Source organism: Priestia sp. 3CA3, from assembly GCF_056836725.1.
This window is the reverse complement of sequence record NZ_JBXENJ010000017.1, coordinates 17565-33664: the sequence shown is the minus strand read 5'-3', so window position 1 is coordinate 33664 and position 16100 is coordinate 17565. Positions and strand designations below refer to the sequence as shown.

Below are 16100 nucleotides of genomic sequence, written 5' to 3'. Positions count from 1 at the left end.
AATGTTAGAATATTTAAAAAGGAGGAGTGACATGCAAGTAGAGCAAAAAAGTGTAAGCAGCCAAACTAATAAGATTACATATACATATATTAAAACAGGAGGGCCTCGCATTTGCTTTATGTTTTCAGGGCTAGGCTATACGTACGAAAAGCCCCTGTTGTATTATGTAACGATGCTGATGATAAAACACGGAATTGACGTGGTTCAGATTCACTATACATATTCCAAAGAGCTGATGACAAAGTCTGCAGATGAGATTGCAGACGTTATGATGAAAGACATTTGTTTAGTGCTGCAAGACGTTTTGCCTCAAAATAGCTATAAAGATATCATATTTGCAGGGAAATCGCTTGGGACCATTCCTCTAATTCAGCGAGTTATGAAAGATGAAGTTTACAAAGACGCAGTGATGCTTTTACTGACGCCGCTTTTAACAAGAACAGAACTGTTTGAAAGTTTACTAAAAAGCTCTCACAAAGGTCTTCTTGTAATAGGAAGTGGTGATCACTATTATACGGAAGAAGTTTATCGATTAAAAACAAATCCAATGAATATTGCGGTCATCGAAAATGCCGATCATTCATTGGATGTTTTATATGCTCCAGCAGAATCGTTAAGGGTGCTGGGAACCGTTTTGGACGGCATAGAACAGCTTCTTTGAGACAGGAAATAAGGAAAGGAGAACAAAATGGATACGCTACGTGAAATTATTTGCGAAAAAAGAGCCTACAGCTATTCACCTCATACTCATGATCATAACTACAGTCAGCTTTTGTTTCCGCTAGCAGGCGCTCTTGATATTCAAGCAAGCGAGCAGCACTTAACGCTGCAAGAAGGATGCTTTTACATTCCGCCTCGTCAACTGCATACGTATCAAGCTAAAAATACAAATGAATGTTTGGTTGTTGATATTCCTTTGAAATTTACAGAAGTGCGCATCTTTCTCAAGAAGCAGTTTTTATTCAATGGGATTCAACCTGGAAAGCACTTCGCTACCTGTTACTTGATGGGCTTCAAAAAAGCACTGACAGGGGGGCGCTTGAAGATTTAGTCCGTTACGTTCAGCATTATTTACCAAAGAAACAAACGTTTAAATCCATTGATTACCTTCATGTTAACTTTAATCAAGAGTTAAACATAGAAAGTCTTGCTACGCTGGAAAATTATCATCCTGCCTATTTTTCCGCTTGGTTTAAACAAAAAACGGGTTATTCGCCTCAAAGCTATGTAGCGCGTATACGTTTAAATAAAGCAAAAGAATTGTTAAAAGAGAGCAGCTATTCGATAACGTATATTGCGCACGAAGTCGGCTATCACAGCTTGTCTTCATTCACTAAATGGTTTGCAAAACAAGAAGGAGTCTCACCGACGCAATATCGAAGTATCTTAAAAACAGACAAATAAGATCATAAAAGCGGAAAAACTTTTTTCTTTCTTTTAGCTATGATAAAAGAAAGGAGATGAAACGATGAATACTTCATTATCAAAAATACTTATTTTATGTGCCGCAGTTTTGTGGGGAACAACAGGAACCGCCCAAGCTTTAGCATCTGCTGAAGCGCATTCCGTGGCTATTGGAGCCGTACGTTTAGCGGTAGGGGGACTATCGCTTCTTACAGCTTGTCTTATACAAAGAAAGAATGTGGACGTAAGACGTCTTCCTATTTTGCCTCTTGCGGTTGCTGCAGCAAGTATGGCCGCTTATCAGCCGTTATTTTTTTCCGCTGTCATTAAAACGGGTGTTGCAGTAGGCACAATGGTGGCAATTGGCAGTGCGCCTGTTTTATCAGGAGTATTAGATTACATAGTGTACCGCAAGAAACCTACAAAAAAATGGTTGCTTGCTACGGTTACTGGTATTATAGGGTGCAGCTGCTTGTTGTTAAAAAAAGATACTCAAATCGACGTGATAGGTTTGGGTATGGCGATAGGAGCAGGGGCGTCTTTTGCTTGCTATACGACTGTCAATAAAAAAATTGTTCAGCATGTTGATCCGCAAGTAGGAGCTTCGCTTGTGTTCACAGCCGCCGCCGTTTTACTGATACCATGCTGGTTTATGTACGATATGAGCTGGCTAGTCTCTTTAAATGGAATGGGGATTGCTCTTCATTTAGGAATACTTACGACGGCGATTGCTTATGTATTATTTTCTACAGCGCTTAAGTCAGTGCAAGCGTCTACCGCCGTAACGTTATCGTTAGCAGAGCCCGTTACCGCTTTTTTACTTGGCGTCTTTTTCTTAGGAGAATCTCTAACTTTGGTAAACATATGCGGAGCAGCACTAGTGTTGGCTAGCTTAGCGTTTTTAACGTATTCTCCGAAGTCATCGCTAAATCAAGAGGTGCATATATAAAAAATCCCCCCGTTCTTTAAAGAACGGGGGGATTTTTTATTAAGCGTACATGCTAGCTACTTGTTTTTGCAGGTTGCTGTCTTCTAAATACTCATCGTACGTCATTTGCTTGTCAATTACTCCGTTTGGCGTAATTTCAATCACACGATTCGCAATCGTTTCAACGAACTGATGGTCATGAGATGTGAAAATCATTGAACCTTTGTAGCTGATAAGTCCGTTGTTTAGTGCTGTGATTGATTCTAAGTCAAGGTGATTCGTAGGATCGTCTAGTAAAAGAACGTTCGAACCGCTTAGCATCATTTTAGAAAGCATGCAGCGAACTTTTTCTCCTCCGGAAAGAACGTTGGCTTTTTTCAACACTTCTTCACCAGAGAATAGCATTCTGCCTAAGAAACCGCGTAAGAAGCTTTCGCTTTGATCATTAGGTGAATACTGACGCAGCCAGTCTACTAAGTTTAAATCTCCGTTTTCAAAGTACTCGGAGTTGTCTTTTGGGAAAAAGGCTTGAGAGGTTGTGACACCCCATTTGTACGTACCGCTGTCTGCTTCCATTTCACCCATTAAAATCTTCATTAATGTTGAATTTGCAAGTTCGTTTCGGCCTACAAGAGCAATCTTGTCATCTTTATTCATAATAAAACTTACGTTATCAAGTACTTTTACGCCGTCAATTGTTTTTGTTAAACCTTCAACGCGAAGTACGTCATTTCCAATCTCACGTTCCGGCGTGAAGTTCACGTATGGGTAACGACGAGAAGAAGGACGGATGTCATCTAATGAAATTTTATCAAGCAATTTTTTACGAGACGTTGCTTGTTTTGATTTCGATGCATTTGCGCTAAAGCGAGCGATAAAGGCTTGAAGCTCTTTAATTTTTTCTTCTTTTTTCTTGTTTGCATCTGACGCCATTTTTTGTGCTAATTGACTTGATTCATACCAGAAATCATAGTTACCAACGTAGACTTGGATTTTACTGAAGTCAAGGTCAGCAATGTGCGTACATACTTTGTTTAAGAAGTGACGGTCATGTGATACAACAATGACTGTGTTTTCAAAGTTAATTAAGAACTCTTCTAACCATTGAATTGCTTGGATATCCAAGTTATTCGTAGGCTCATCTAGAAGTAATACATCAGGTTTTCCGAATAAAGCTTGTGCAAGAAGCACTTTTACTTTTTCACTACCCGTTAGTTCAGCCATTTTTTTGGCGTGAAGATCTTCAGAAATACCTAATCCTTTTAAAAGAATAGCCGCTTCTGATTCTGCTTCCCAACCGTTTAATTCAGCAAATTCACCTTCAAGCTCAGCTGCTTTCATTCCGTCTTCATCTGTGAAGTCTGCTTTCATATAAATAGCATCTTTTTCTTGCATTACTTCATAAAGGCGAGCGTGCCCCATAATAACGGTTTTCATAACTTCTTGATCTTCATATTCGAAGTGGTTCTGTTTTAAGACAGCAAGGCGTTCGCCAGGGCCCATATGTACATCACCAGTCTGAGATTCAATTTCACCAGATAAAATTTTTAAAAACGTTGATTTTCCAGCACCGTTTGCGCCGATTAATCCATAGCAGTTACCAGGCGTGAATTTAATATTCACATCTTCAAATAACTTTCGGTCGCCAAATCGTAAACTTACATTACTAACTGTAATCATGTATGAGCAGTCCTCCAAATTCAATATCTATAAAATTATACCATTCTTTTGAGATAAGAGCGATATGAATACAATATTTCAAACATAAAGTGTAACCGACACTTTAAGCACTCGTCAACCATTTAAGGGATTTTTTGAGCGGTAACGCTTGATTATTCTAGCATTCACCAAAACACTGAGTGACAAACTAATATATTCAGGGAAACAGAAATTGTTGAATATACATTGTTTTTCATTTTATCGAGCTATACGGATACAATCTATGAAAAACATAGACGGTTTAAAAAACGACTCTTCACGCTTCACTTTTATGTTCAAAACGAAAGAAAGCTCTGAGGAATAACCTGAGAGCTTTCTAAATTTATTATTCAAAAATATAAGCTAGTGCTTGAAGAGCCTGTTCTGGCGTTTCGACTACAACTTGGGCTTTGTTTGACAGTTCTTTAAGCGGGTGGTGCAGTTTTTCAGGGCGAACCAAAATTAGCGGTTTATCTAATGCGATGGCTGTCGCCGCATCCATTGCGCTGTTCCACTGTTTGTATTTTTCACCAAATAAAGCAATGACCACATCAGATTTTTTAAGGAGCACCTGTGTGCGTAAATTATTAATTTGAGAAGCAGCTTCATCTTTTAAGACAGCATTAGGCTGTTTTCCTAAAATTTCTTCTCCAATGTTGTCGGAGCGGTCATGGTCTGTCATAGGACCGACAAAGGTAAGGGGAAGGTTTAATTGTTCCGCTTGGTTTTTAATTTCGTCTCGCCAGTTATCGTGAATTTGCCCGGCAAGGTATACGGTTAAGTTCATTATGTAGAAGTCCTCCTCTAACTAAAATTTATTTTATTTTATCAAATGTAAGCGGATAATACGAATGATTTGAATGGGCTGCTTTTCCAAAAATAAGGTTATAGTAGACAAATAGTTAAAAAAGAGAAACAATAGAAGGCGTATTGCTAATTAAAGAAAGGATGTACATGATGACAGAAACAGTGCTACAAGTAGATCATGTCAGTAAAGTAATGGGGAAGAAAACCATTTTGCATGATGTATCCTTATCGGTTGAGCGCGGTGAGATTTTCGGATTGCTTGGTCCGAACGGATCTGGAAAAACAACGCTCATTCGTACCGTCGTAGGACTCATTAAAGAAACAAAGGGAACAATTACCGTCAATGGGTTTCCTTTAAAAGAACAGTTTACATCAGCTATGAAATCAATTGGAGCGATTATTGAAAACCCTGAGTTTTATGATTATCTGACGGGCTATCAAAATTTAAAACACTTTGCGAATATGCATGAAGGGATCACGGCAGAACGCTTGGATGAAGTGATTGCGCTAGTAAAGCTTGAAAACAGCATTCATGCAAAAGTGAAGACGTATTCCCTTGGGATGAGACAGCGTTTAGGAGTAGCTCAAGCTATTTTACATAAGCCTGCATTGCTTTTACTAGACGAACCAACAAATGGTCTAGACCCAGCGGGAATGAGAGAATTTCGTACATATTTACAAACCCTCTGCAGGGAAGAAGGTATTTCAATTTTAATCGCGAGCCACTTATTAAAAGAAGTGGAAGCATTATGTGACCGCGTTGGTATTATTCAAAACGGCGAGTTAAAAGCTGTTCAAGATCTATCTCCAAATCGTCAAGATCAAGGGATGTATGTAGAATTTGAAGTATCTGACGTGCAACAAGCAGCGGATCTTTTATCTCAAGAATTCCAAGTAACAATAAAATCCGATAGTATTGATGTAGTGATTATGAAAGAACAAATTCCAGCTGTGAATAGAAAATTAGTGGACAGCGATATTTTAGTCTACCGAATCACTCCTGTTTATGAGACGCTTGAAGATTCGTTTATGTCCGTTACGGAGGGAGAGCACCATGCTTAAGTTAATTCAAAATGAACATATGAAATGGTTTTACAAAAGAAGTACAAAAGTCACGTTTATTACAATCGGCATCTTAACTCTTTGTATGGCTCTTTTAATGAAGAAAGTAGCAAACAGCGCAGGAACGGAAGACAACATATTGAATTTCCTGTCATTTAGTGCAGGCATGCTGATCCTCGTTCAATTTTTCGCGCTTGCTGTTGGAGGATCAATGGTTGCAAAAGAGTTTGAAGCGGGTACCATTAAGCTTCTTTTAATTCGCCCTGCTAGACGTTCAACGATTTTAACGTCCAAGTACATAACGCTCGTTTTAATTAGCTTGTATTACTTGCTGAGCTATTTGCTTTTTTCGTTTGTATGGGGAGCATTGTTCTTTGGATTTGCCAGTCTAGAAGGAGATGCGCAGCTGCTTAAAAACATTACGCTTACGTATGACAGCGCGTATATGGAAACGTTTATGATGATGACGTTCGCATTCATGCTGTCGTCTTTATTTAGAAACAGCGCGCTTGCTTCAAGTCTAGCTATTGTCGTAAGTATTGGGGCGAAAGCAGTAACTGGGATAGTATCGCAGTTTGGTCTATGGTGGGGGAAATTTTTACTGTTCGCCAACACAAACTTTGTGCAGTATATGGACGGAATGAAGACGATGTTTGACGGAATGACAATTCCATTTTCAATCTTCATCTTAGTTGCACACTTTGTCTTCTTTATAGGCGTAGCGTGGGTGGCGTTTTTAAAACGTGACGTAGCTAATTGATGTGAGAATTTTCACACTATATATTTTTCTAAAATAGCATTTGACAATTAAATAAAAAGAGATTACAGTAGTGAAAGACTATTTTTAAAACAACTATAAACTTCTTATCAAGAGAGACGGAGGGACTGGCCCTATGATGTCTCGGCAACTGGCTGTACGCAGTGCGGTGCCAAATCCAGCAGACGATGTTTCGTTTGGAAGATGAGAAGGGTAATCTTATGATACAAATAAGAGACCTCTTCTTATCAATAAGAAGAGGTCTTTTTTTATTACGTAAACAAGAGGTGTTAAGAATGGAACAACAAAAAGGAAACGGCTGGGCGCTGTTACCGCTGGGCGTCTTTTTAGTCCTGTTTGTCGGATCAGGAATTATAACGGGAGATTTTTATAAGCTGCCTGTATTAGTAGCTATTATCATTGCAGCCATTGTGGCGCTGGCTATGAACCGCAAAGATTCACTTAATGTAAAAGTGGAACGCTTTGCTAAAGGAGCAGGGCATCCTGATATCATTATTATGGTACTTATTTTTATTTTGGCAGGTGCTTTTTCTCAAGTCGCTAAAGGCATGGGAGCTGTTGATTCAACGGTAAACTTAGCGCTTTCTGTACTTCCGCAAAGCTTAGTGGTAGTCGGAATCTTTGTTATTGGCGCATTCATTTCAATTTCGATGGGAACGTCAATGGGAACGATCGCTGCGTTAGGGCCTATCGCTGTAGGAATCAGTGAGCAGGCGCATGTATCCATTACATTGGCAATTGCTGCTGTTGTTGGTGGTGCAATGTTTGGAGATAATTTATCCGTAATCTCTGATACGACCATTGCGGCAGTTCGTACGCAAAAAACAAATATGTCAGATAAATTAAAAGTAAACTTTTTTATTGTCCTTCCTGCAGCGATTGTTACAGTGATTTTATTACTTGTAATGACGCTAGGCAATACGTCATCAGTAGAAATTAAAGATTTTAGCTGGTTTAAAATCTTGCCTTATGTCGGCGTACTCGTTGCTGCCATATTTGGTGCAAACGTATTAAGCATTTTAACCGGAGGAATTGTATTAGCCGGCGTGATTGGATTAGCTGACGGAAGCTACACGCTTTCTTCTCTTGCTAAAACTGTGACGGAAGGTATTGGCGGAATGTCGGAATTAATTATTTTATCTCTTTTAATTGGCGGAATGGTTGAACTCATTCGCTATAACGGCGGTATTCAGTTCTTATTGAACCTATTAACACGACGCATTCAAACAAAAAAAGGCGGAGAATTCAGTATCGCTGGATTAGTAAGTTTAACCAATTTAGCCACGGCTAATAACACGATTTCAATTATTACAGCAGGTCCGTTAGCGAAAGAAATCTCTGATAAGTATTCAATTGATAATCGTAAATCAGCCAGTCTGCTCGACTTGTTTTCATGCAGCGTTCAAGGGCTTATCCCTTACGGTGCACAAATGCTTCTCGCAGCAGGATTTGCTAAAGTTTCACCGGTTGAGATTATTCCATTTACATTCTATCCAATGTTAACAGCGGTTTGCGGTATCATTGCGATTGTAATTGGCTTTCCTCGTTTAAATAAAAAATCAAAATCATCTAAAGAAGCTGCGTAATATCAAACCCTTAAAAAGAACATTCTTTTTAAGGGTTTTTTACTGTTTGAAAAAATCAGTCGGCTTTTTTTCATCTAGCTCCTTCCAAAGTGTCTCATTTTGTTTAAGTGCATAAGCCGCTCCTCCGATTTCAATTCCGCATAATAAAATGAATAATAAAATACCCATGATATGACCTCCTTATATAAGTGAATAAAAACATGATTGTAACGGGTTTAGCTTATTGCTTTTTCACTTTATAATGAGAATAAAGTATGAAACGCGTTTCAGCGCAAGAGAAAAAGGTGAAAACATGACAAATATCCGAGATATCGCAAAAAAAGCTGGTGTATCTGTTTCGACCGTGTCACGGGTTTTAAATCATCATCCGTATGTAAAAGAAGAAAAGCGCCGTCTGGTAGAAGAAGTAATTCAAGAACTTAATTACGAACAAAACATTAATGCCGTTCACTTATCAAAAGGGAAAACAAATATGATTGCCGTCGTCTTGCCTTTTATTAATCATCCTTATTTCAGTCTGCTTTTAGAAGGAGTGGCCTCTCAAGCGTTAGAAAAGCAGTATCAGCTTGTTATTTGTCAGACGAACTATGATGTAAAAAAAGAAGAAGAAGCGCTTCATATGCTAAAAACAAAGCAGGTTGATGGAGTGATTATTTGTTCTAGAGCAGGCAGCTGGAGCACGATTGAATATTATCAGCAGTACGGGCCGATAGCCGTGTGCGAAAACGTACAAAATCGTTCTATTCGCTCCGTATACGTTGATCATTATGCAGCTTTTAAGAAAGCGCTCATGTATTTAAAAGAAAAAGGATATACGGATATTGGCTACTGTATTGGAAGAATGACGGGTACAAATAGTCAACAGAGACAGCAAGCATACAAAGAATATGTAGAAAGAATAAATGAGCCTTATCATCCGGAATGGGTGTTTCAAGGCTGTTTGAACGTGACAGATGGTGAAAAAGTGGTGAAAAAATTGGTGCAGATGAAAAATCGGCCTCAGGCGCTTTTAGTAACAAACGATCAAGTCGCTATTGGTATAAAAGCTCAGTGCGAACAAGCGGGTATATCAGTTCCAGGCGATTTAGCTATTATTGGTTTTGATAATCATCCGCTTTCTTCTTATTTACAAATCACAACGATCGAACTTCCTCTCAAAGAAATGGGCGAAACGCTTTTTAAACTAGTCAGGAGCAAGGATCCTCAAAAAATTGAGCTTCCTTTTCGGTTTATTGAGCGTAAAAGCGTATAAATTCTTGATGATCTCACCGCGTGTTTTTATCGGATAAAATGAGTAAAAGCGGACATCATACGAGTAAAGAAAGAAGAAAAGGATGATGATCGTGGAGAAAAAAGAATATCAAGTAGGAGATCAAGTATTTGTTATTTACCGAAATCCTCATACGGCAAACGTTGCCAATATTAATCAAGCTGAAATTGTTGAACATCCTGAAAATAAAGGTGAAAAAGCGCTGTTTCTGCATGAGTCTTATCATTTGTTAGCTGAAGATGATGCCGTGTATTCAACGTATGAAGAAGCAGAGAACATGTATAACAAGATATTTGATTATGAACAATATGATTGACGAAAGGCTCTCTTAAATAGAGAGTCTTTTTTGATGTGGAAAATAATTACCATGGATAGAGTCTTTTTATTTTTCAAACGCTATTAGTATTAGAAAAAAGGAAGTGTACATGATGATAAAACCTTTTGTACCTCAATTAGTATACATTGAGCCAGGGGCAATGGAGTACCCGCTTGGTGTTCAATTAAAAGAAAAATTTGAGAAGATGGGAATTGAGATTCGTCAAACAACTTCTCATAATCAAGTGCGTAATATACCGGGAAAAAATGATTTGCAAAAATACCGCAATGCCAAGTCTACTTTAGTAGTTGGTGTGCGTAAAACCTTGAAATTTGATACATCTAAACCGTCAGCTGAATATGCAATACCTTTTGCAACAGGGTGTATGGGGCACTGTCACTATTGTTATTTGCAGACAACAATGGGAAGCAAACCATATATTCGCACGTACGTGAATGTGGAAGAAATATTAGGTCAAGCAGAGCAATATATGCAGGAAAGAGCCCCTCAAATAACGCGATTTGAAGCGGCTTGTACATCTGATATCGTAGGAATTGATCATTTAACACATTCATTAAAGCGCGCGATTGAATATTTTGGGGAAAGTGAACTAGGTCAACTGCGCTTTGTGACTAAGTTTCATCACGTGGATCATTTATTGGATGCTAAACATAATGGTCGCACGCGCTTTCGCTTTAGCATAAACGCAGATTATGTTATAAAAAACTTTGAACCTGGTACATCTCCTCTTGATTATCGGATTGAAGCTGCTAATAAAGTTGCAAAAGCCGGATATCCACTTGGCTTTATTGTGGCGCCTATTTACATTCATGAAGGTTGGCAAGAGGGATACCGTCAGCTGTTTGAAAAGCTTGATGCTTCTATACCTGAAGAGTCAAGAGATGATATTACATTTGAAATGATTCAGCATCGCTTTACCAAGCCGGCCAAACGGGTGATTGAGAAAAACTATCCGAAAACAAAGCTTGAGATGAATGAAGAAGAGCGCCGCTACAAATGGGGGCGTTACGGGATTGGAAAGTATGTATACGCAAAAGATGAAGAACAAGAATTAAGAGAGACGTTGGAATATTACATTGATCAGTATTTTCCAAATGCGAAAATCGAGTATTTTACGTAATTATTCTACAGTAATTGAAGAGTTATTTTGACATCTTAGTCGAGATAGCTTTTCAATTTTTAATGTGAAAAATAAATTGGTTGCTAATAAGCTGAAAAAAGAGGTTATTTGTATCTCTTGTCGTATTACATACATAAGGGAGGTGACTGAGATGTTAAAAAATGAAGAGTTTGCGCTAACAAAAGAATTAACAAAAGAACAGCAAGAAGCTGCACGAAATTTTATTCAAGTGTTGTTCCAAGAAGATTTATCTGAATTTTGGAACATATTATGTGATATCGATAAGTCTCGTATTTACGGCTTGTATGAAGCAAACCACTATTACGATTCGGATGTTGAACTACATGGATTTGTACAAGAAATTAGAGATAATGTAAGAGCGGTTTATGCGCCTCTTCAAGGGCAAGGAGGTATTTCGACGAAAGTTCGATATACAAGCGAAGGAAAGATGTATGTATACATATTAGGAAGCGGCGAAAACCCGAGGGTATATCCTGTTGGATTAATGCCTGAGACCTACATTGAAGAAGAACGTTTTTCTCAGCGTCTTCAAATTAGCATTTATAACGATGAGTTTCGAAACGTTGCGCTGTAAATTATATACAAATGGAAAAATAAAGAATAATAAAATTAATTTGTTAAAATAGCAATATTTGGGGTATGTAATAGGTATAACATTAAAAAGGGGTGAAAGAAATGCATTATTATCGTATTTCAGAGGGAGACCATGAAGAGTATTGTGAAACGATTCTGCTTCATGAAAAGAAGTTTTGCAAAGAAACATTTCAATCTATGGTGCGAGAAGCAATGAACAATAAGCCAGGTAAAATTGACCGTGTGGATATTGTTAAATATTTAATTGGTCATCATAGCTTTCAAGTAGCCCACATTGAAGCGGGATTTCATAGTACATACAGCGAGAAAGTGACATAAAAAAGGCAGCACATCCTATACAACGAACTTTTCTTTTGAAAAGGGCGCTGTATTTTTTTTTGCTAAAAATAGAATGTTTCTAAGTGATATTCCTTTTAATGGTATAATAGTTAAGTGCTGTAAGGTATACATATAAAAATCACAAATACTTTAAAGAGAAAGGGTGAGGAAATATGGAAAACGAAAGAATAGAAGAGCTTGAACGAAAAATAAGCAGTTTAGAAGAAGACGTAGCCAAGCTAAAGTCGCTTGTATATAAAACAAATTCTCCAAGACCACCAGTTCACGCTCCTCCCAAGCTGCGCCAGGAGACGACTAAACGTCCTGCTCAAACAGCAGCTAAAAGCTCACAGGCAATAGAAGAGCCTGTTGATTGGGAAAAAGTCCTTTTTCAAACATGGCTGCCGAGAATTTTTATTTTCGTATTTATTATTGGCGTGCTATGGGGATTTAAAGCAGCCTCTGACTATGGATTAATGAATGAAAAAGCAAAAGTTGTTCTCGGTTTCGTTGTTTCGATAGGTTTTGCTGTAACAGGTCATTTCCAAATCAAAAAGGGTAGGCTGGTGCTCGGGCAAGTACTTGTAGGAGGAGCTATTCCTATTCTCATGTTAACGACGTTTGCGATGCATAGCCTATATCATTTAGCAGGACCAACGCTTGCTTTTATACTAAATACGAGCTGGATTATCTTAGGGATGATCGCGACAGTCTTTTATCGTTCACAGGCATTAGGGATTATTAGCGCGGTTGGAGGCGTACTAGTTCCTTTTCTTATTGAAAGTAATTCGCCTAATGCTCTGGTTTTCATTGGCTATGAAACGCTTCTGTATATTGCCTTTTTATATGTGGCAATCAAACAAAAGTATTCAATTTTATATGTTCTTTCCGCGGTACTATTAAATCTTACGCTACTCCTTTATTACTCGTTTGTTGGTGATAATGGTGTAAAAGCGTTATTAGGTATGGCGATTCTGATTCAGCATTTATGCTTAATTTCTAGCTTTTTTCTATCACAATCCGTACTCCAAGTATATGCGTTTACCCTTCTATCGAGTTTAGCAGCTACGTACGGCTGGCTGCTTGCCGTTTTTGACGATGGCACGACCACCATGGTGCTGCTTGCGCTAGTTATTATGTACGCATTAGGTGTTTACACAGTAAGAAGTTCTAAGGAGAAATTTGAATTTTTTATTACCTATTTAATTGTTGCAGTAGCGTTTTTTATTCATCAGCTCGTCGATTTAAGAGAAGGAGTCATTTTATATGTGATTCAAGGACTTGCTGTTTACTATATCGCCATGACGTATAAAAATCTACTTCATCAACTGTTTTCTTATACGATTTATATACTGAGTGCCACGTATATCTTAGTTACACCAATCGAACAAGTGCTGTCCCTTCCGACATTAAATTGGGTTGTTGTGTTAGCTTCTATTCTAGTATTTGTATGGATCAGTATTCAAAAAACAGAAAAAGATGAGCACGATACATTCAAAATTGGAGGAAGTATTGTTTTTTCTATTCTTTCTTTAATTTTTGCAACGGAAGTGACGGTCGCTGGAACCACTGATCTTTCCGCTAATACACAAACGCTTATTATGACGGCCGTTTGGCTATGCTTGTCCATTGCTGCATTCGTAATAGGATCACTTCGAAATTTTAAAACAGCAACATATGTCGGCGTGGGCATTTTGTTCTTAACACTTTTTAAACTCGTTTTATATGATTTACCTTTTATCCCAATGGCTATACGAGCCTTGTTATTTATCGTTTTAGGAGCTATCGGTTTAATTATCTCGCGACTATTTTATAAAAAGAAGTAGCTAGAAGCTGAAGAGAAATTCTTCAGCTTTATTTATTATAATATGGTTATGTAAACTTAATCTTGAAGTCGTACAAAAAGTATACAATCATGTATAATGGAACAAGTGAATTGGAGGTATACATAAAATGAAATCACTTGTATTAGCAGAAAAGCCAAGTGTAGCACGTGATCTTGCGCGCGTGCTTGGCAGCACACAAACAAAAAAAGGGTATATTGAAGGGCCAAAGTATGTCGTAACATGGGCACTCGGCCATTTAGTTGAATTACAAACACCAGAGGATTATGATAACCAATATAAAACATGGCGATTAGAAGATCTGCCAATTATGCCTGAGAAAATGAAACTAAAAGTAATTCGTAAAGTGAGCTCTCAGTTTCGTACAGTATCCGATCTAGCAAAAAGAAAGGATATTGGCGAGTTAATTATTGCGACTGATGCAGGGCGTGAAGGAGAGCTTGTAGCACGCTGGATTATGGAAAAGGTACGCTGGAACAAGCCGTTTAAACGTCTTTGGATTTCGTCTCAAACGGACAAAGCGATTCGTGACGGGTTTAAACAGCTAAAACCAGGAAAAGAGTTTAATCGTTTGTATGATTCAGCAGTTTGCCGTTCAGAAGCCGATTGGCTTATCGGTTTAAACGTAACGAGAGCGTTAACGACTAAATACGAAGAACCATTATCAGCAGGACGTGTACAAACACCGACGCTTGCGATGATAATTGAGCGTGAACAAGTAATTAACACATTCAAACCTAGTGAATATTGGACGCTTACAGCTCAGTTTTCGTCGTTTGAAGCAGCTTGGCAAAAGGGCAATGAAAAGCGCATTTTTGATGAAAAACGTGCAAAAGAGCTGCACTCAAAATTATCAGGTGAAGCAGTTGTGAAAACAATCAAGCGTAAAATCCATAAAGAAGCGCAGCCGCTTCCTTATGACTTAAATGAACTGCAGCGCGACGCTAACAAACGCTTTAACTTCTCTGCTAAGAAGACATTGAATGTACTTCAAAAGTTATATGAACAGCATAAGTTAGTCACGTATCCACGTACAGATTCTCGTTATTTAACAACAGATATGGTTTCCACTATGAAAGAGCGCTTGGAAAGCATCTCTGCTGTATATAAAGAAGAAGTTCGTCCAATTTTAAAAAATGCACAGCTGCCAAAGCGAGTGGTTAATAATGAAAAAGTAAGTGATCACCATGCGATTATCGTAACGGATCAGCCTGTGTTTTTACAGGACTTATCAGCTGATGAACGAAAGCTGTATGACTTAATTGCAAAGCGATTTATTTCATTGTTTTATCCTGCATATGAGTATGAAGTGGTTAAAGCAGAGCTTGAAGTAAACGGGGAACTGTTGGTAGCGAGCGGAAAGCAAGTTGTGAATGCAGGCTTCAAAAAAGTTTCTGGTGGAGACTCAGAAGCAACGGTGAAGCTGCCTGATATGAAAGAAGGCAGCAAGCTGCTCATTCAAAATGTAACGATGAAAAGTGCATTTACAGAGCCGCCGCAGCGCTATACAGAAGCCGATCTTCTTGGACAAATGGAAAAACACAACTTAGGTACGCCGGCAACACGCGCAGATATTATTGAAAAACTTCTGCAAAACGAATCCATTGATCGCCAAAATAACCGTCTGCACGCAACAAAAAAAGGAAAGCAGCTGATTGACTTAGTAGCAGACGAGTTAAAGTCTCCTGAGCTTACGGCTAAATGGGAACGTGACTTAGAAGCAATTGCTAAAGGAAAAGGAAATGCAAAAGAGTTTTTAACGAATATTCGCGAACAAACAGAAAAGCTAGTCAAGCAAGTAAAAACAAGTAATCAAACGTACAAACCTCATAATTTAACGGGCTCTAAATGTCCGGAATGCGGTTCGTTCTTAAAAGAAAAGAAAACAAAGCAAGGAAGAGTGCTCGTTTGTTCAAGCCTTGAGTGCAGCTATAGACGCGCAAAAGACCCTAAACTATCGAACCGACGCTGTCCGCAGTGTCATAAACGAATGGAAATTCATTCAGGAAAAGCAGGTACGTATTTCCAATGCCGTTCATGTCAAGTAGTGGAAAAAGCCGAGGATAAAAAGAAAAAGATTTCAAAACGAGAAGAACGAAAGCTTCTTAACAAATACAACGATGACGGAGCATTTGGTTCAAGCTTGGGAGATGCTTTAAAACAAGCTCTTCAAGATAAAAAAGATAAGTAAAGTAGAAAAGAGACTAGGACAAAAAGATTTTAGACAAAGTGAAAAACGAACCATTGATCAAGATGTTTGATTCGTGGTTCGTTTTTTTGTTGTGGTAAATGTAGGTTTCGTGTGTAGGTCTTTCTAGCAGTTGATTGGAGGA

General features: G+C 38.3%; 17 protein-coding genes and 1 riboswitch. Of the genes, 14 read left to right on the top strand and 3 right to left on the bottom strand.

All coding sequences use genetic code 11. From position 1 onward, the window contains the following. Nucleotides 1–31: 31 nt before the first annotated feature. From AC1VNJ_RS24980 to AC1VNJ_RS24965, 4 genes are all read left to right on the top strand, one after another. Nucleotides 32–661, top strand: coding sequence for an alpha/beta hydrolase (locus AC1VNJ_RS24980; protein ID WP_482641509.1), 630 nt, complete (start codon nt 32–34; stop codon nt 659–661). Nucleotides 662–688: 27 nt separating this feature from the next. Further along, the gene (locus AC1VNJ_RS24975) at nt 689–1051 is read left to right on the top strand and encodes a cupin domain-containing protein (protein ID WP_482641508.1); all 363 of its coding nucleotides are present in this window, start codon (nt 689–691) and stop codon (nt 1049–1051) included. Then, entirely contained in the window at nt 961–1404 is a 444-nt protein-coding gene (locus AC1VNJ_RS24970) for a helix-turn-helix domain-containing protein (protein WP_482641516.1), read from the top strand. Before AC1VNJ_RS24975 ends, AC1VNJ_RS24970 begins: the two co-directional genes overlap by 91 nt. Before the next feature lie 64 nt (nt 1405–1468). Next, nucleotides 1469–2353 carry a DMT family transporter gene (locus AC1VNJ_RS24965; RefSeq protein WP_033578893.1) on the top strand — a complete coding sequence of 295 codons (885 nt, stop codon included), beginning with the start codon at nt 1469–1471 and terminating at the stop codon, nt 2351–2353. Nucleotides 2354–2392: 39 nt separating this feature from the next. On the opposite strand, the gene AC1VNJ_RS24960 is transcribed toward AC1VNJ_RS24965, so the two are convergent. Both AC1VNJ_RS24960 and AC1VNJ_RS24955 read right to left on the bottom strand, forming a co-directional pair. Beyond that, nucleotides 2393–4012 (bottom strand): ABC-F family ATP-binding cassette domain-containing protein, encoded by a 1620-nt coding sequence (locus tag AC1VNJ_RS24960; protein WP_013083037.1) that lies wholly within the window; start codon nt 4010–4012, stop codon nt 2393–2395. 364 nt (nt 4013–4376) lie between these two features. After that, on the bottom strand, nt 4377–4817 hold the full coding sequence (locus tag AC1VNJ_RS24955) for a YtoQ family protein (protein WP_025752263.1): 441 nt from the start codon (nt 4815–4817) through the stop codon (nt 4377–4379). 170 nt (nt 4818–4987) lie between these two features. Between AC1VNJ_RS24955 and AC1VNJ_RS24950 the strand changes: the two genes are divergently transcribed. The 3 genes from AC1VNJ_RS24950 to AC1VNJ_RS24940 all read left to right on the top strand — a co-directional run bounded on the left by AC1VNJ_RS24950 (nt 4988) and on the right by AC1VNJ_RS24940 (nt 8263). Beyond that, entirely contained in the window at nt 4988–5899 is a 912-nt protein-coding gene (locus AC1VNJ_RS24950; protein WP_482641507.1) for an ABC transporter ATP-binding protein, read from the top strand. Next, nucleotides 5892–6659 (top strand): ABC transporter permease, encoded by a 768-nt coding sequence (locus AC1VNJ_RS24945; RefSeq protein WP_482641506.1) that lies wholly within the window; start codon nt 5892–5894, stop codon nt 6657–6659. The genes AC1VNJ_RS24950 and AC1VNJ_RS24945 overlap by 8 nt, the downstream gene beginning before the upstream one ends. 101 nt (nt 6660–6760) lie before the next feature. Next, nucleotides 6761–6867: riboswitch (SAM riboswitch) on the top strand. 85 nt (nt 6868–6952) lie between these two features. Continuing rightward, entirely contained in the window at nt 6953–8263 is a 1311-nt protein-coding gene (locus tag AC1VNJ_RS24940; RefSeq protein ID WP_034265856.1) for a Na+/H+ antiporter NhaC family protein, read from the top strand. Between the two features lie 39 nt (nt 8264–8302). Here the strand turns inward: AC1VNJ_RS24940 and AC1VNJ_RS24935 are convergent, their stop codons facing one another. Further along, entirely contained in the window at nt 8303–8431 is a 129-nt protein-coding gene (locus tag AC1VNJ_RS24935; RefSeq protein ID WP_255219815.1) for a hypothetical protein, read from the bottom strand. A gap of 124 nt (nt 8432–8555) precedes the next feature. Between AC1VNJ_RS24935 and AC1VNJ_RS24930 the strand changes: the two genes are divergently transcribed. The 7 genes from AC1VNJ_RS24930 (at nt 8556) to AC1VNJ_RS24900 (ending at nt 15958) form a co-directional block, all read left to right on the top strand. Further along, complete coding sequence (locus AC1VNJ_RS24930) at nt 8556–9515, top strand: LacI family DNA-binding transcriptional regulator (protein ID WP_028413456.1); 960 nt, start codon at nt 8556–8558, stop codon at nt 9513–9515. An 85-nt stretch (nt 9516–9600) separates the two neighbouring features. Next, entirely contained in the window at nt 9601–9849 is a 249-nt protein-coding gene (locus AC1VNJ_RS24925) for a transcriptional regulator SplA domain-containing protein (RefSeq protein ID WP_033578899.1), read from the top strand. Nucleotides 9850–9961: 112 nt separating this feature from the next. Beyond that, nucleotides 9962–10990, top strand: coding sequence for a spore photoproduct lyase (gene splB, locus AC1VNJ_RS24920; protein ID WP_025752275.1), 1029 nt, complete (start codon nt 9962–9964; stop codon nt 10988–10990). A 151-nt stretch (nt 10991–11141) separates the two neighbouring features. Further along, a complete protein-coding gene (locus AC1VNJ_RS24915) occupies nt 11142–11585 on the top strand; it encodes a hypothetical protein (RefSeq protein ID WP_033578900.1) in 444 nt (147 codons plus the stop codon). A gap of 101 nt (nt 11586–11686) precedes the next feature. Continuing rightward, nucleotides 11687–11923 carry a hypothetical protein gene (locus AC1VNJ_RS24910; RefSeq protein ID WP_013056931.1) on the top strand — a complete coding sequence of 79 codons (237 nt, stop codon included), beginning with the start codon at nt 11687–11689 and terminating at the stop codon, nt 11921–11923. Nucleotides 11924–12096: 173 nt separating this feature from the next. Next, nucleotides 12097–13749 carry a DUF2339 domain-containing protein gene (locus AC1VNJ_RS24905; protein WP_482641505.1) on the top strand — a complete coding sequence of 551 codons (1653 nt, stop codon included), beginning with the start codon at nt 12097–12099 and terminating at the stop codon, nt 13747–13749. A gap of 127 nt (nt 13750–13876) precedes the next feature. Next, nucleotides 13877–15958, top strand: coding sequence for a DNA topoisomerase III (locus tag AC1VNJ_RS24900; protein WP_033578902.1), 2082 nt, complete (start codon nt 13877–13879; stop codon nt 15956–15958). The last annotated feature ends 142 nt before the right edge of the window (nt 15959–16100 follow it).

Coding starts and splice junctions, on each gene's coding strand:
- AC1VNJ_RS24945 (WP_482641506.1), top strand. CDS start 5,892: ATGCTTAAGTTAATTCAAAATGAACATATGAAATGGTTTTACAAAAGA.
- AC1VNJ_RS24930 (WP_028413456.1), top strand. CDS start 8,556: ATGACAAATATCCGAGATATCGCAAAAAAAGCTGGTGTATCTGTTTCG.
- AC1VNJ_RS24960 (WP_013083037.1), bottom strand. CDS start 4,012: ATGATTACAGTTAGTAATGTAAGTTTACGATTTGGCGACCGAAAGTTA.
- AC1VNJ_RS24940 (WP_034265856.1), top strand. CDS start 6,953: ATGGAACAACAAAAAGGAAACGGCTGGGCGCTGTTACCGCTGGGCGTC.
- AC1VNJ_RS24955 (WP_025752263.1), bottom strand. CDS start 4,817: ATGAACTTAACCGTATACCTTGCCGGGCAAATTCACGATAACTGGCGA.
- AC1VNJ_RS24950 (WP_482641507.1), top strand. CDS start 4,988: ATGACAGAAACAGTGCTACAAGTAGATCATGTCAGTAAAGTAATGGGG.
- AC1VNJ_RS24975 (WP_482641508.1), top strand. CDS start 689: ATGGATACGCTACGTGAAATTATTTGCGAAAAAAGAGCCTACAGCTAT.
- AC1VNJ_RS24980 (WP_482641509.1), top strand. CDS start 32: ATGCAAGTAGAGCAAAAAAGTGTAAGCAGCCAAACTAATAAGATTACA.
- AC1VNJ_RS24935 (WP_255219815.1), bottom strand. CDS start 8,431: ATGGGTATTTTATTATTCATTTTATTATGCGGAATTGAAATCGGAGGA.
- splB (WP_025752275.1), top strand. CDS start 9,962: ATGATAAAACCTTTTGTACCTCAATTAGTATACATTGAGCCAGGGGCA.
- AC1VNJ_RS24905 (WP_482641505.1), top strand. CDS start 12,097: ATGGAAAACGAAAGAATAGAAGAGCTTGAACGAAAAATAAGCAGTTTA.
- AC1VNJ_RS24900 (WP_033578902.1), top strand. CDS start 13,877: ATGAAATCACTTGTATTAGCAGAAAAGCCAAGTGTAGCACGTGATCTT.
- AC1VNJ_RS24910 (WP_013056931.1), top strand. CDS start 11,687: ATGCATTATTATCGTATTTCAGAGGGAGACCATGAAGAGTATTGTGAA.
- AC1VNJ_RS24915 (WP_033578900.1), top strand. CDS start 11,142: ATGTTAAAAAATGAAGAGTTTGCGCTAACAAAAGAATTAACAAAAGAA.
- AC1VNJ_RS24925 (WP_033578899.1), top strand. CDS start 9,601: ATGATCGTGGAGAAAAAAGAATATCAAGTAGGAGATCAAGTATTTGTT.
- AC1VNJ_RS24965 (WP_033578893.1), top strand. CDS start 1,469: ATGAATACTTCATTATCAAAAATACTTATTTTATGTGCCGCAGTTTTG.